Raw genomic sequence first — 15,066 nt, forward strand, 5'->3', positions numbered from 1 at the left:
CCTCATCACGAAAACTTTCCCCCGAGTCAGCCGAACGGCTACCTGGTAGACGGGCGGTTTCGGCAGGCGGTTGCCCCGCTCCGTCGCGCCTGTGATCCACTTCACAGGACTGCCGTCGAGAAATCAGGTTATACCGGGACGGTAAGAGCGTCGGTAAAAACGGCGCGGCCCCCGGAGACTCTCCGGGGGCCGCGCCGTCACTGGTGCGGGGGCGGTCAGCCGGCCGCCGCCACGCCGTCCGTCTCGCCGGCCGTCGCGACCCGCTGTCCGGGTACGGTCCTCGCCTGCACCGCCTGGTCGAGCGCCGCGTGCGAGCGCTGGCCGGCGTTGCGGGCCTCGGCCTTCAGCGCGAGGTCGGCCACCGCGGTGTTGAACTGCTCGATGGACGTCGGCTCGTCCGGTCCGAGCAGGTACCGCTTGAGCTCGCCCCGCTCCGCGGCCAGCGGGTCCGCGGCCGGGTCGCGCACGGCGTCCAGCAGCTCGCCGATCCGGTCGGCGTCGTTGGCGAGGATCACCGCGGCGCGCACCGCGGTGTTCTGCCGCTTGAACTCCTCCACGCCCAGCCCGGCGGAGTCCGTCACCGCGTACGGCTTGCCGCTGGCGATGAAGTCGGAGACCACGCTGGAGATGTCGGAGACCATCGCGTCGGAGACGTTGAAGCAGTCGTACAGGCGCGGCTCGGTGCCCGTGACGACCCGGTGCTCGGCCGCGCCGAAGGAGCGCCAGTAGGCGTCGTTCCACGCGGCGCGCAGCCGGGCGACCTCCTCGTGCTTCCTGAGGTCGACCAGGCCGTCGCGGGCGGCCTCCGCCTCGTCGCCCCGCTCGCTGCCGGGCCCGGTCAGCTCGGCGAGCCGGGCGGCGGTGCGGGCCAGCTCGGTCCTCGCCCTGGCCTGGGCGGCCGCGTCGCCCGCGAACCGCGGGTCGGCGGCACGCTCGGCGGCCGCCTTCTCGACCAGCGCGGTGATGCGCCGGTGCGCGGCGCCGGCCTTGGCGCTGCGGGTGCCGGTGAAGGGGTGCGGCTTGTACAGGACGCGGACCGGGGGGTCGGCCGCGACGAGCTTCTTCACGATGTTCTCGCCGGCCAGCAGGATGGAGGTGTTGCCGGGGTTGTCGTCCCAGCCCTCCCAGGTCGGCGCGTACAGGACGGTCGGGACGCCGCCGCCGGCCGGCGCGCTCCCGGCGGTGCGGATCGGGGCCAGCTGCGGGCGTCCGACCTCGACGATGTCCTCGTCGCGGACACCGACGTCGGCGATGGCGTAGCGGTCGCGGCCCGCGCGGCCCGCGGTCCACACCTCGTCGTAGACCTTGCTGAACGGGTTCACGCTGGCGAGCTTGTCGCTGTCGCCGTGTCCGATGAAGACGTGCTTCATGGTGGGGACGCGCAGCATGTGGATGTTCTTGCCGACGTTCGCCGCGTAGAGCGTGACGCGCACGGTCGACAGGTCCAGGTTCATCAGGTGTACCCCTCCGGGCACGCAGATGACGGGGACCGTGGTGGGCAGCAGCTTCTCCATGACGACGTTCTCGCGCAGGAGGATCAGCGGCCGGGTGTCCAGCTGCTCCATCGTCTCCAGCCACATGTTGACCTGGTAGGCGGATTCCTTGGAGCCGGAGAAGTACAGCACCGTCTCCGGGCGGTACTCGCGCAGCCAGGCGCTGACCGCGCCCAGCACCTTGTCGGCTCTCGGCGGGATCCGCCTGCCGCGCAGGTGGGGCAGGAGCGCGAGGACGTAGAGGGCGCCCAGGACCAGCGTGACGCCGATGCCGACGGCGCCGGGCAGGGTCCGGCCGGTGGCCGCGGAGACCAGCAGTCCCGCCACGGCCGCGATGTCGAGGTGGAGCATCTTCTCGGCGGAGCGGTTCAGCAGGCGGCGCGGCGGCGCGTCCGGGATGCGGATGCGGGAGACCAGGTCGACGTTGCGGGTGTCGACCGGCATCCGGCGGCGGTTCTCGATCAGGGTGGCCAGCACGCCCTGCGGGGCCTGGAGGCCGTAGAAGGCGATGAAGCAGGCGATGGCGCCGTAGAAGACCAGGTCTTCCCCGAGGTCCAGGCGGGCGAGCAGCAGGACCAGGAGCAGCTCGCGGATCAGGAAGCGGGTCGACAGACCGGCCCGTACCTTGCTCAGGCGGTTGACGAGGTAGCTGTCCTTGCGGTGCAGATAGTGGTCCGCCAGGTAGGTCACCGCGGCCGTGGCCGCGAAGGCGGGAACGCTCGGGACGAGCGCGGCCAGCATGAGGCAGGGGAGGCCCAGCATCATGAGGGCCGCCGCGGCCAGCTCGGCCACGCTGCCCACCCGGGCGACGCGAATAGCTGTGGATATCACGGAGGAACCTGCTCTGGGAGGGGTGCTGGTTGTCTGGGCGAAATCAAAGTCCGGAATACGCCGGAAAATCACCTTGTGAAGACTGGGTAATCCTCAAGGACTCAGGCCTCTGCGAATGCCGGGTGAACTGGCAGCCACAGAGGCCTGAATGTCTGAAGGTTAATTGCCGCTAATTATGCCACGCCGTCCTGACGGTCCAGGACACTGGCCAGTGCCTGCTCGAAGCCGGAGGCCTTGCCGGCCGGTGCCGTCGGGTCCTGCTGGCGGACATCGATCACATGTCCGGTCAGCTCGGAGAGCAGCACGTCGAGCGAGGTGCGGGCCACCGCCTCGGAGGAGAGCAGGCTGCCCGCGGGCTCCTGCCCGAAGGCCTTGGTGCGCATCGGGGTGGCGGTGCGCTCCGGGTTGACGCAGTTGACGCGGATGCTGTCGCCGGCCCACTCGTCGGCCAGGGCCTGGGTGAGGTTCACCATGGCGGCCTTGGTGGAGGAGTACAGGCTGTACTCGGCGCGGCCTCGGGTGTAGCTGCTGGAGGTGTACAGCAGCAACTGGCCCTTGGTCTCGGCGAGGTACTTGTACGCGGAACGGGCGATCTGCACCGGCGCCAGGTAGTTGACCTTCAGCGCCTCCTCGATGGTGGCGTTGTCGGTCTCGGCCAGCTTGCCGATGCGCAGCACGCCCGCGGTGTTGACGACGTAGTCGATGCGCCCGGTCTCGGCGTACGCCTTGGACAGCGCGTCGTCGACCTCCTCCGGGTTCTCCACGTGGGTGCCGGTGGTGGAGCGGCCCAGCGCGTACACGTGCGCGCCGTAGGCCTCGGCGAGTTCGGCGATGTCCTTGCCGATGCCGTAGGAGCCGCCGAAGATGACGATCGTGCGGCCGGTGAGGAGGTCGCGGTAGGCGGCCTCGTCCTTCTGCTCCGGGGCGGCGGTGGAGCCGAGCTGGAACAGCTTGTCGGCGATGAAGACGTCGACCGGCTGGGTCACCTTCATGTTGTACTCGTCGCCCGCGACCACGTGGATCGGCACGTCGGGCAGGTACTTGAGCACGACGGAGCAGTCGTCGGTGGCCTGGAAGTTGGGGTCGCCGGCCGCGATCTCGTAGGCCCGGCGGATGGTGGACAGCTTGAAGGCCTGCGGCGTCTGGCCGCGGCGCAGCCGGGAGCGGTCCGGGATCTCGGTGATGAACTCGCCGTCCTCGCCGTGCGTGCGCGTGACGATGATGGTGTCCGCGGACGGGATGGCGACGTCGACGGCCTGGTAGCGCTCCAGCGCCGCCACGCAGTCGTCGATGACGCGCTGCGACAGCAACGGCCGCACGGCGTCGTGGAAGAGGACGTTGGCGTCCTCGCCCTCGGCCAGGCCCTCGCCGAGGGCGGCGATGGCCCGCTCGGTGGTCTCGTTCCGCGTCGCGCCGCCCTCGATGATCCTGGAGACCTTCTTGAGACCGGCCTTGGCGACGATCTTCTCCACGTCCGGCACGTAGCCGGGCGCCATCAGCACGATGACGTCGTCGACGGAGTCGGCTTCCTCGAAGGTGGTCAGGGTGTGCTCGATGACTGCCTTGCCGGCGATCTTCAGCAGCTGCTTGGGGATCGACAGACCCACCCGCTGACCGGTGCCACCGGCCAGGATCACTGCGGTGGTACGGGGCTTGGCTATGTGCTGGAACACAGGTGACCTACCTTGGGGCGACAGGGAACTTCGAAAGGGTCCCACTTCTGGTTACCGCTGTGCAAGGTGAGAGACCTCCACCGCATATGTGCGCGCAACCTGTCATTCATCTTGCACCGATGGTGATAGCCGAGTCACGGCAAGACCTTCCACGCTTCCTCACGGGCATTTGCTGTGAGTAACTCCACAGCGAGTCGAACCCGGCCGAGAACGACGGCGGCGAGGCCTCGGCGACGCCGCGGCCGCCGGGGCCCGCAGTGTCCGGGTACCCGCGCGAGCCCCTTCGACGACGCCTGGTGCACGGTCGCGGTCCGGACTGCGGAAACGCACTTCACGGGCGCGCCGACCCGCGGATACGGATCACCGCGGATCACCGGTCACACCGATCCCTGCGGCCCGATGCGCCCCGCCATTCCCACGCCGATCCGCGTGGCGATCGGCGTGGCGATCCGGGGGTCTCGGCGACCACGGGAGTCGCAATCTTCACGTCCTGCGTTGTCGGGCCGCACATGTTCTTCATATGCATGACGGCGCCGTTGCGGACAAGTCTCGAATACGGTTCGCCGGGCAGCCCATTGCCGCGGAATTCCCTATCGGGATTGCGCGGCATCCAGATCTCCGACGGCCGCGGCGGCGTTCACCCGGATGTCGTCTCTCGTACAGTCCGTCTCCATGCGGTGCGTCTCCATGGTCAACGGACGGTAGGGGATGTTCCTGAGCTCATGCTGAGAGGAGCCTGGGACATCGATGAGTCCCAGGCTCCTGTCGGCACCGTCCCCGGCCTCCGGAGAAGGTCGGGGACGCCCGTATCGGGCGGGTCACACGAGCCGCACGCCCGGCCTGCCGTCCTCGACCCGCAGGCGGGCCAGCGTCCGCGCCCCCGCCCTCGTGCGCAGGACCGTGTCGACCACCCTGACCTGCGCGTCGATGCGGTCGCGGTGGATGTCGAAGAGGTGGTACCCACGGTGGGCGTCGACCAGCTTCCAGTGCGGGTTGTCGGGTTTGCGCGGATCCATGAAGGCGTGGAAGGCGGCCTGGTCCTGGTCGCCGCCGCTGGAGATCGAGGTGCCGACGAACTCGGCGCCCACGACGGCCGAGCGCGGATCGGCGAAGTTCCTCTTCAGATCGCTGATCATCGTGACGTGCCGGTCTCCGCTGAGCACGACGGGATTGCGTACGGTCGCGAACCCGGCGAGCAGTGCGTTGCGTTCGGCCTGGTAGCCGTCCCAGGCGTCGTAGTACCACTGCTTGCCCGCGCCGATCAGCAGATCGGTCTCGGCCATCATGATCTGCGAGGCGACGAGGTTCCAGCTCGCCGGGGAGCCGTGCAGGCCGTCGAGAAGCCACTTCTTCTGGGCGGCGCCGAGCATGGTGCGCGACGGGCTGCGGGCGCCCGCCCGGGTGGTCGCCTGGTTGCTGCGGAACTGCCGGGTGTCCAGCACGTTGAGCCGGGCCAGGCGCCCGAAGTCCAGCCGGCGGTGCATCCGGATGTGCGGGCCGTTCGGGACCGCGCTCGCCCGTACCGGCATGTGCTCGTAGTACGCCTGGTAGGCCGCGGTCAGCCGGGCGACGAACGCGGTGTGCGACTGCTTGTCGGGGTCCTGCGGGACCTGGCCGGCGAAGTCGTTGTCGACCTCGTGGTCGTCGAAGGTGACCACCCAGGGGGCGGCCGCGTGCATCGCCCGCAGGTCGGGGTCCCTGCGGTACTGGGCGTGGCGGTTGCGGTACTGCGCCAGGCTGTGCGGCTCCCCCGCGCCCTCGTGCCGTCGTACGCCCGTGGCCGAGGGCGTGGACTCGTAGATGTAGTCGCCGACGAAGACGACGACGTCCGGATCCTGCGCCCGCATGTCGGCGTACGGCGTGAAGTAGCCCTGCTGCCAGTTCTGGCAGGAGGCGAGCGCCACCCGCAGCGGGCCGCGGCCGGTCGCGTCGGGCGCGGTGCGGGTGCGGCCCCGGGGCGAGATCTGGCCGTCGGCGCGGAAGCGGTACCAGTACGCACGGTCCGGGCGTAACCCCCGTACATCCACGTGGACGCTGTGCCCGTACGCGGGCCGCGCCTGCGCGGTGCCCCGGCGCACGCCCGTGACGAAACGCGGGTCCTCCGAGATCTCCCACTGCACCGGCACGGTCCGGGCCGGCATACCGCCGCCGTGCAGCGGGTCGGGGGCGAGCCTGGTCCACAGCACGATGCCGTCGGGCAGCGGGTCCCCGGAGGCGACTCCGAGGCTGAACACCCCTGCGGGCAGCCTGGGTTGGACGGCACTGGCGGTGGCGGGCAGCCACAGCTGGGTGGTGGCGGCGGCGCCGAGCACGGCGGCGCCGGTGGTCAACAGGCGGCGGCGGTCGGGCGATTCGGGTCCGGTCACTGGGGTCATGGGGCGAACTCCCCTGCCTCGCTGGCCTCTTGGTCGTTCGGAAGCTCCCACGGGCGGCCGGTCGGTCCGCTGAACAACGGATCTCGCGTGCATGACAAGCGGACGGACAAGAAGGGACCCGTTGCCAGGTGGCGAAGGCGGGACGAACGCGCCCTTGCCGCAACGGGTCCTGGGGACTGCGGGTGGACAGTCCCGACGGTGTTGTCACCTCATGCCGGTGCCGTCCCGGACGGGATCCGGAACGGCACCTCATGCCGGTGCCGTCCCGGAAGGAATCCGGAACGGCACCGTGAGAACTTCGCGAGAGTCCGGGAAGAACCCCGCCCGGGCTCCGTAAGGACTCGAGCGGGCTCCGGAGGGGGACCTAGAAGGGCTCGAAGTCGTCGTACTCGCGCGAGGCCTCGTCGCGCTCCGCGTCCCGGTCCCGGCGGCGCTGGGCCGCGGGCCTCGGCGCCTCGAAGCGGTGGTCCTCACCGCGCCGGCCGAGCATCTCCGCACCCGCGGTGACCGACGGCTCCCAGTCGAAGACGACCGCGTTGTCCTCGGGGCCGATCGCGACGCCGTCGCCGGCGCGGGCGCCCGCCTTCATCAGCTCCGTCTCCACGCCGAGGCGGTTGAGCCGGTCGGCGAGGTAGCCCACGGCCTCGTCGTTGTTGAAGTCGGTCTGGCGCACCCAGCGCTCGGGCTTCTCGCCGCGCACGCGGAACAGGCCGTCCTCCTCCAGGGTGACGGTGAAGCCGGCGTCGTCGACGGCCTTCGGCCGGATGACGATCCGCGTGGCCTCCTCCTTCGGCCGGGCGGCCCGCGCCTTCGCCACCAGGTCGGCGAGCGCGAACGACAGCTCCTTCAGCCCCATGTGCGCCACCGCGGACACCTCGAAGACGCGGTAACCGCGCGCTTCGAGATCCGGCAGCACCATCTCGGCGAGGTCCTTGCCGTCCGGTACGTCGATCTTGTTCAGCACGACGATGCGCGGACGGTTGTCCAGCCCGCCGTACTGGCGCAGCTCCTCCTCGATGATGTCGAGGTCGGAGACCGGGTCGCGCTCGGACTCCAGGGTGGCCGTGTCCAGCACGTGCACGAGCACGCTGCACCGCTCCACGTGGCGCAGGAACTCCAGGCCGAGCCCCTTGCCCTGGCTGGCACCGGGGATGAGACCCGGGACGTCGGCGATCGTGTAGACGGTCGAGCCGGCGGTCACGACGCCCAGGTTCGGGACGAGGGTGGTGAACGGGTAGTCGGCGATCTTCGGCTTGGCGGCGCTCAGCACGGAGATCAGCGAGGACTTGCCCGCGCTCGGGTAGCCGACCAGCGCCACGTCGGCGACGGTCTTCAGCTCCAGGACGATGTCCCCGAGGTCGCCGGGCTCGCCCAGCAGCGCGAAGCCGGGCGCCTTGCGGCGGGCGGAGGCGAGCGCCGCGTTGCCGAGGCCGCCGCGGCCGCCCTGGGCGGCGACGTAGGACGTCCCGTGTCCGACCAGGTCGGCGAGCACGTTGCCCGCCGCGTCCAGGACGACCGTGCCGTCCGGCACCGGCAGGACCAGGTCCTGGCCGTCCTTGCCGGAGCGGTTGCCGCCCTCGCCGGGCTTGCCGTTGGTGGCCTTGCGGTGCGGGGAGTGGTGGTACTCGAGGAGGGTGGTCACGGACTGGTCGACGGTGAGGATGACGTCCCCGCCGCGTCCGCCGTTGCCGCCGTCCGGGCCGCCGAGCGGCTTGAACTTCTCCCGGTGTACGGAGGCACAGCCGTGGCCTCCGTTACCCGCGGCGACGTGCAGTTCGACGCGGTCCACGAAGGTGGTCATGGTGGGGTGCCTCCAGCACTTCGGTCTTACGTACGGTCTTCTTGCTGCCGGCCTGTGCGCTGCCGGTCTCTCTCCTGCGTAACACGCGAAAGGCGGACCCGCCTTCCCGAACGGGAAGTGAGGTCCGCCTCGCGAAAGCTTCCGATCAGGCGACCGGAACGATGTTCACGACCTTGCGGCCGCGGAACGTGCCGAACTCCACCGCACCGGGCTGAAGCGCGAACAGCGTGTCGTCGCCGCCACGGCCGACGCCGGAGCCCGGGTGGAAGTGGGTGCCGCGCTGGCGGACCAGGATCTCACCAGCGTTGACGACCTGACCGCCGAAGCGCTTCACGCCGAGCCGCTGGGCATTGGAGTCGCGACCGTTCCGGGTGGACGATGCGCCCTTCTTGTGTGCCATGTCTCCTCAGTCCCTTACTTCGCAGCCGCGGGGATCTCAGTGACCTTGATCGCCGTGTACTGCTGGCGGTGGCCCTGACGACGGCGGTAGCCGGTCTTGTTCTTGTAGCGAAGGATGTCGATCTTCACACCCTTGTGGTGGTCCACGACCTCGGCCTGGACCTTGATGCCGGCCAGCACCCACGGGTCGCTGGTCACAGCGTCGCCGTCGACAACGAGCAGGGTCGAGAGCTCGACCGTGTCGCCAACCTTGGCGGTGGAAATCTTGTCAACCTCAACGATGTCACCGACAGCAACCTTGTGCTGGCGGCCACCGCTGCGCACGATGGCGTACACGCGGATCTCACTCTCTCGCTCGGGAACGGCACCCCCGCAGTCCAGCCACCCGGGAACGAACACGGGCGGCCTCTCCCGGCCACCGGAGTGCCCGGGAGGAAGAGGTTTACGGGGATGTGGCATGCCAGTCGACACGCCGACGGTCAAGGTTACGGGGCCCGGCTTGAGGGGTCAAACCGGGCCCGGTGGGGCCTTCGGCTCGGCCGGCGTCCCCTTTGTCCACCACCGGCGAGCGGGCGGGAACGGACCGGGTGTCCCGCCGGTGGTCGTCGAACGCCTCGGCCGACAGGTCTCCGACGGCGGGCGGGCCGCCGGACCGCACCGTCCCGTCGCGGTCGGCGGCCCGGCGTCACTCCCTCCCCGGTCCGGGCCGCGCCCCGTATGCTCCCCGAGCGAAGACAGACACCGAGAGGCAGAGAAGTGAACTACAGGGTCCAGCCCAGCGCTCAGGTCGACGAGAGCGCCGAGATCGGCGCCGGGAGCAGCGTCTGGGACCTCGCTCAGATCCGCGAGGGCGCGCACCTCGGTGAGGGCTGCGTCATCGGCCGCGGCGCGTACGTCGGTTCGGGTGTGCGCATGGGTGACAACTGCAAGCTCCAGAACTACGCGCTCGTCTACGAGCCCGCCGAACTCGGCGACGGTGTCTTCATCGGCCCGGCCGTGGTCCTCACCAACGACCACAACCCGCGTTCCGTGGACCCCGAGGGCAAGCAGAAGCGCGGCGCCGACTGGGAGGCCGTCGGCGTGAAGATCCTCGACGGCGCCTCGATCGGCGCGCGCTCGGTGTGCGTGGCGCCGATCACCATCGGGCGCTGGGCGATGATCGCCGCCGGCGCCGTCGTCACCAAGGACGTGCCGGACTTCGCCCTGGTCATGGGCGTGCCCGCGCGCCAGGCCGGCTGGGTCGGCCGGGCCGGTGAGCGGCTCGTCGAGCGCGCGGACGAGCCGGGCGTGTGGGAGTGCCCGCGCACCGGCGCCCTGCACGACGAGAAGGACGGCGTGCTGAGCGAGCGCGCCCTGTAGATCCGCCGCTGCCGTGCTGGAGCGTCTTCGGGGAGGTCCACCGGCTCGGCGGACCTTTCCGGTCACGGCAATGGCTCGGTTCGGCACAACCTTCGGGCGCCCTCGGGCATCTACTTCCCCAGTGGTGTCTCCTGTGCTTCAACGGGCGTGTACCGACGGTTCATACAATCGTTATGCGCCCGCTGTGGGGCCGCACCCGAAGCCCGATCACGCCCCACCACCTGCGCCCGAACGCAGGACGAACGTGTCCTCGGCCCCGCACGCCCTCCGGCGGCGGGATCGGCCGACGCGGCAGTTGCCTACCATTGCGTGCGGAAACCTCCGCCGAAGAGCGCCCGGATCATCGATCCGACCGAGAAGAAGAGTTCCCCGTGAAAGTCATCAGCATCGTCGGAGCCCGTCCTCAACTGGTGAAGCTCGCTCCCATCGCGGCCGCCTTCGCCGGCACCGAGCACGAGCACGTCATCGTGCACACCGGGCAGCATTACGACGCGGACCTCTCCGACGTCTTCTTCTCCGGCCTCGGCATCCCCGACCCCGACGTCCACCTCGGCGTCGGCTCGGGCAGCCACGGCGTGCAGACCGGAGCCGTCCTCTCCGCCCTCGACCCGGTCCTGGAGCGGGAGCAGCCCGACTGGGTGCTCGTCTACGGCGACACCAACTCCACCATCGCGGGCGCGCTGTCCGCGGTGAAGATGCACCTGCCGGTCGCCCACCTGGAGGCCGGTCTGCGCTCGTTCAACCGGCGGATGCCCGAGGAGCACAACCGCGTGCTCACCGACCACAGCGCCGACCTGCTGCTGGCCCCGACCGAGGAGGCCATGCGCCACCTCGCCGCCGAGGGCCTCGCCGACCGGGCGCGCCTGGCCGGCGACGTGATGGTCGACATCTGCCTGCGCATCCGTGACCAGGTGCGGGCCGGCGAGTTCCCGGCGCCCGTGCTGCCGGAGGGCATCGACCCGGCCGAACCGTTCCTGCTGGCGACCCTGCACCGCCCGGACAACACGGACGACCCGGAGCGGCTGTCCGCGATCCTGGAGTCCCTCGCCAAGCTGCCGGTACCGGTCGCGCTGGCCGCCCACCCGCGGCTGGTCGCCAAGGCCGAGGCGCACGGCATCACCCTGGCCCAGGGCAATCTGCACGTCGGCCGTCCGCTGCCGTACGCGAGCCTGGTCGCCGCCGTCCTCGCCTCCGTCGGCGTGGTCACCGACTCGGGCGGCCTGCAGAAGGAGGCGTTCCTGCTGGAGCGCATCTGCACCACCATCCGCCCGGAGACGGAGTGGGTGGAGACCGTGAACACCGGCTGGAACGTGCTCGTGCCGGACCCGCACACCCTGTCGCCCGAAGACTTCGCCGCCACCGTCACCCGGCCGCTGCCGACCGACGACCCGGGCACGCCGTACGGCGACGGCAAGGCCGCCGAGAACGTGGTGCGTCTCATGGAGCAGTACACCGAGGAGCGGAAGGGAGGCAGCCGGCACGCGTGACGCGGCCCACCCGGCCTTCGGCCGCCCGGCTACCCGGGCGGCTTCGTACGGCCGGATCCGCGCACGTCAGCGTGCTAGCGTCAATCGCTATGCCATCGTCTCCCCCGCCCGGTCCGCCTGCGGAAGGCAAGCGGCCCCACGTCATCTACCTCGCCATCGGTTTCCCGCCGGCCGCCAAGAGCTCGACCTACCGCATGCGCGAGACGGCCAACCAGTTCGTGAACGCCGGCTGGGACGTCACGGTCGTGAACATCGCCCGTGAGTCCTGGGAACTCGACTCCGGCATCGACCTCTCCCTGCTCGAACAGGTCGACCCGCGGGTCGAGATCGTCGAGCTCGACCTGGCCCGCGAGGACCTGGAGACCGACATCCGCGCCTTCTCCGAGGCGCGGGCCCTCGACCCCAACGGCTGGCTCGCGGATCTGCGCCGGCGCCAGACCGAGACCTTCCCCGAGTCCAACTTCGGCGAGTGGCGGCACGACCTGGAGCAGGCCGTGCTGAAGATCCACCGGGAGAAGTCCGCCGACCTGCTGCTCGCCAGCTGTGTGCCCTACGTCAACCTCGCCGCGGCCTGGAAGCTGTGGGAGGAGGCGAAGGTGCCGTACGCGGTGGACTTCCGCGACGGCTGGTCCATCGACGTCATCGACGGCGTCGAGGCCTTCTCCCGGGACTCCGAGGAGGCCCGCTGGGAGCAGAAGATCCTCGACCACGCCGTCTCCCTGTGGGTCGTCAACGACCCGATCGCCGAGCACTACCGCAAGCGGTACCCGGACTTCGCCGACCGCGTCCACGTGGTGCGCAACGGCTACGACGCCGACAGCTCGCCCGGCCGCGCGCACAACCCCGACCCCGAGTCCGGACTCGTCTTCGGGTACCTGGGCACGGTCAACTTCTCCATCGCGCACCTGGAGACCGTGCTGAACGCCTGGCGCGCGGCCCGCGCCAAGGAGCCGCTGCTGGCGAACGCGCGCTTCGAGCTGCGCGGCCACATAGGCAACGGCGCCAACCGCGGTGCGAACCGCCACGCCGAGGTCCTCAAGGAGGCCGAGGCCGACGGCGTGTTCTTCGGCGGCCCCGCCGCCAAGGCCGAGGTCTCCTCGATCTACGCCGGCTGGGACGCGATGGTGCTGATCCTCATCGGCGGGCGGTACGTCACCTCCGGCAAGGTCTACGAGTACATGGCGACCGGTCTGCCGATCGTCTCGGCCCACGCCGTCGAGCACGACGCGTCGAACGTGCTGCGCGGTCACCCGCTGTGGACGGGCGCCGTCGGCATCGACGAGGAGGGCCTGACGGAGTCGTTCGTCAGGGCCGCGCACATGGCGGTCGAGACGACCGACGAGGAGCACGCCGAAGCGATGACGCACGCCAACCAGTTCACCCGGGAGGCGCTGATGTCCGTCGCCGTCAAGAACCTGGTCGAGGAGCTGGCCAAGTGACCGAAGTCTTGATCATCGCCTCGACCGCGCCACAGTTCGGTGTCCTCGCCGAGTCGGTGCGCAAGTTCAACGCACTCGGCGCGCGCGTCCGGCTGGCGGGCACCTTCTCGATGGACGCCGAGGGCGTGCCCGAGCAGCTCGCCCCGATCGAGCTCGCCGAGCTGCACCAGCTGCCGCGCAACCTCAAGCACCGCAGCCAGGCGCTGCGCCGCCGGGCCAGCAAGTCCCCGGCCGGTGCGCGCACCTGGATGCAGGCCCAGCGCGACTCCTGGCTGCGCTCGCGCGCCCGCAAGGCGGACGTGCTCGTCGCCCTCGACCCCCGCGCCGTGTACACGGTGTGGCGGCTCGCGGAGTACAACCGCGCCGCCGCGGCCCAGTTCGGGCTCGCGCCCGCGCTCAGGGCCGTCAAGGCGCTGCAGGAGCAGGGCGGCGCCGGTGACGCGCGCGGCTCGGTCCTGCCGCCGCTGTCCACCGTGACCCGCGAGGTCAAGCGCAGTGTGGACCAGCTCCCCGCGCAGATCATCCGGGCGGCGACCCCGCGCCCGGTGATGTACTCCGGCGTCGGTGCCCGGCTGTGGCGCAGTGCGATCACCGCGCCCGGTGTGCCGGTGAAGATCCGTGCCTCGACGTCGCGGTACGTCGCCGAGGGCATGCGCTGGGCCGGCCGTACCAGCGGTGCCGCGCTCACCCTCGCGGACGCCGCCGCGCGGATCCCCGATCCCCGGCTCAAGGCCGACCTCTTCGACGAGGCCGCGATGCAGGAGATCAGCAAGGGCATCAGCCCGCGCAGCATCGAGAAGTCGGTGGCGGCCCGGCTGGCCCTCGCCGACCGGGAGTTCGCGCAGGGCCGTACCAAGGAGGCCGCGGAGGCGCTCAACCGGGCGCTGCACCTGGGCTTCCACCGGGTGCTGCACATCGACCAGCTGTCCTCCCCGCTGGCCAAGGACGCGGCCGGCTTCGTGGCGCCGGTCTACCGCTCCAAGACGATGCAGGCGGTCAGCCGGCCGCGCGGCCGCAAGGTCCCGGCGGCTCCGGCGCCCACCGACCGTCCGCTGCGGCTGCTCATCACCACGAGCGCCAACGACAACTTCCTGCACCTGATCAAGGAGCGGTTCGGCAACCACCCGGGTGTCGAGCTGCGTTACCTGGACCTGGCCGCCAACAAGCACCTCAAGCGCATCTCGTGGGCGGCCGCGCGGATGCTCCAGGACCGGCTGGCGGACGGCGAGAGCGACTACCAGGAGGAGGTGGAGCGCCTGATGCGTCCCCACCTCGACTGGGCGGACACGGTGTTCCTGGAGTGGGCGGCCGGTCCGGCCGGCATGCTCACCACGATCGACCCGGGCGACACCCGGATCGTCATGCGGCTGCACAGCTACGAGGCGTTCACGCGCTGGCCGCACATGACGGACTTCTCGCGGGTCGACGACCTGATGTTCATCGCCCCGCACGTGAAGGACCTGACGGTCTCGCTGGTGCCGATGCTGCGCGGCGAGCAGGCCCCTCGCTTCCATGTCATCGACAACGCCATGGACCTGTCGGGCTTCAACCGTCCGAAGCCGGCCGAGGCCCGCTTCAACCTGGGCCTGATCGGCATCAGCCAGGTCGCCAAGGACCCCAAGTGGGCCGTGGACGTCCTGGAGCGGGTGCGCAAGCACGACGAGCGGTACCGGCTGCTGCTGGTCGGCGGCGACATGGACCCGAAGACCAGCCAGGCCACCCGTGAGTACCTGCGCGAGTTCGAGAAGACGCTCGCCCCGCTGGAGGAGTCCGGCGCGGTGGTCCGCCTCGGCCCGACGGACGACGTCCCCTCCAAGCTCGTCGAGATCGGTACGATCCTGAGCTCCTCGGTCCGCGAGGGCTGCCACGTCGGCCTGATGGAGGGCGCGGCCAGCGGTGCCGTCCCGGTCGCGCGCGACTGGCCGTTCTACGCGGGCAAGCCCAACAGCGCCCGCACCCTCTACCCGGAGGGCTGGGTCGTGGCCTCACCGCAGGAGGCGGCCGAGCGGATCCTGAAGGCGACGGCCACCGAGGAGGCGTGGCGTGTCGCGGGCGCGCTCGCGACCGAGCACGCCTTGACCGTCTGGGACTGGCCCGTGGTCCAGAAGCACTTCGAGGAGCTGTTCCTCGGCAAGGCGTAGGACAGCACGACGAGAACGGCCCCCGGGAAGAGGTTTTCCCGGGGGCCGTTCTCGTCGTGCGGTCCTAC

At 70.6% G+C, this 15,066-nt stretch carries 10 protein-coding genes; 4 read left to right on the forward strand and 6 right to left on the reverse strand.

From position 1 onward, the window contains the following. Positions 1 to 215 precede the first annotated feature (215 nt). The 6 genes from ACZ60B_RS10965 to rplU form a co-directional block, all read right to left on the reverse strand. Positions 216 to 2,294 (reverse strand): hypothetical protein, encoded by a 2,079-nt coding sequence (locus ACZ60B_RS10965; protein WP_469385758.1) that lies wholly within the window; start codon positions 2,292 to 2,294, stop codon positions 216 to 218. Between the two features lie 203 nt (positions 2,295 to 2,497). After that, complete coding sequence (locus ACZ60B_RS10970; RefSeq protein ID WP_469385690.1) at positions 2,498 to 3,997, reverse strand: SDR family NAD(P)-dependent oxidoreductase; 1,500 nt, start codon at positions 3,995 to 3,997, stop codon at positions 2,498 to 2,500. An 818-nt stretch (positions 3,998 to 4,815) separates the two neighbouring features. Further along, positions 4,816 to 6,372 carry an alkaline phosphatase D family protein gene (locus ACZ60B_RS10975; RefSeq protein WP_469385691.1) on the reverse strand — a complete coding sequence of 519 codons (1,557 nt, stop codon included), beginning with the start codon at positions 6,370 to 6,372 and terminating at the stop codon, positions 4,816 to 4,818. Positions 6,373 to 6,736: 364 nt separating this feature from the next. Beyond that, complete coding sequence (gene obgE, locus ACZ60B_RS10980) at positions 6,737 to 8,173, reverse strand: GTPase ObgE (RefSeq protein WP_469385692.1); 1,437 nt, start codon at positions 8,171 to 8,173, stop codon at positions 6,737 to 6,739. A 145-nt stretch (positions 8,174 to 8,318) separates the two neighbouring features. Next, a complete protein-coding gene (rpmA, locus tag ACZ60B_RS10985; RefSeq protein ID WP_040253648.1) occupies positions 8,319 to 8,573 on the reverse strand; it encodes a 50S ribosomal protein L27 in 255 nt (84 codons plus the stop codon). A gap of 14 nt (positions 8,574 to 8,587) precedes the next feature. After that, a complete protein-coding gene (gene rplU, locus ACZ60B_RS10990) occupies positions 8,588 to 8,908 on the reverse strand; it encodes a 50S ribosomal protein L21 (protein ID WP_007381993.1) in 321 nt (106 codons plus the stop codon). A 420-nt stretch (positions 8,909 to 9,328) separates the two neighbouring features. Between rplU and ACZ60B_RS10995 the strand changes: the two genes are divergently transcribed. The 4 genes from ACZ60B_RS10995 (at position 9,329) to ACZ60B_RS11010 (ending at position 14,998) form a co-directional block, all read left to right on the forward strand. Beyond that, positions 9,329 to 9,931: an acyltransferase gene (locus tag ACZ60B_RS10995; RefSeq protein ID WP_469385693.1), complete on the forward strand. Its 603-nt coding sequence runs from the start codon at positions 9,329 to 9,331 to the stop codon at positions 9,929 to 9,931. 371 nt (positions 9,932 to 10,302) lie between these two features. Next, the gene (gene wecB / locus ACZ60B_RS11000) at positions 10,303 to 11,418 is read left to right on the forward strand and encodes a non-hydrolyzing UDP-N-acetylglucosamine 2-epimerase (protein ID WP_469385694.1); all 1,116 of its coding nucleotides are present in this window, start codon (positions 10,303 to 10,305) and stop codon (positions 11,416 to 11,418) included. 194 nt (positions 11,419 to 11,612) lie between these two features. After that, positions 11,613 to 12,857, forward strand: coding sequence for a glycosyltransferase (locus ACZ60B_RS11005; RefSeq protein WP_469385759.1), 1,245 nt, complete (start codon positions 11,613 to 11,615; stop codon positions 12,855 to 12,857). Next, positions 12,854 to 14,998 carry a glycosyltransferase family protein gene (locus ACZ60B_RS11010; protein ID WP_469385695.1) on the forward strand — a complete coding sequence of 715 codons (2,145 nt, stop codon included), beginning with the start codon at positions 12,854 to 12,856 and terminating at the stop codon, positions 14,996 to 14,998. The genes ACZ60B_RS11005 and ACZ60B_RS11010 overlap by 4 nt, the downstream gene beginning before the upstream one ends. Positions 14,999 to 15,066: the final 68 nt, after the last annotated feature.

The organism is Streptomyces sp. NPDC104096 (genome assembly GCF_055584385.1).

Coding starts and splice junctions, on each gene's coding strand:
- ACZ60B_RS10975 (WP_469385691.1), bottom strand. CDS start 6,372: ATGACCCCAGTGACCGGACCCGAATCGCCCGACCGCCGCCGCCTGTTG.
- obgE (WP_469385692.1), bottom strand. CDS start 8,173: ATGACCACCTTCGTGGACCGCGTCGAACTGCACGTCGCCGCGGGTAAC.
- rpmA (WP_040253648.1), bottom strand. CDS start 8,573: ATGGCACACAAGAAGGGCGCATCGTCCACCCGGAACGGTCGCGACTCC.
- ACZ60B_RS11005 (WP_469385759.1), top strand. CDS start 11,613: ATGCGCGAGACGGCCAACCAGTTCGTGAACGCCGGCTGGGACGTCACG.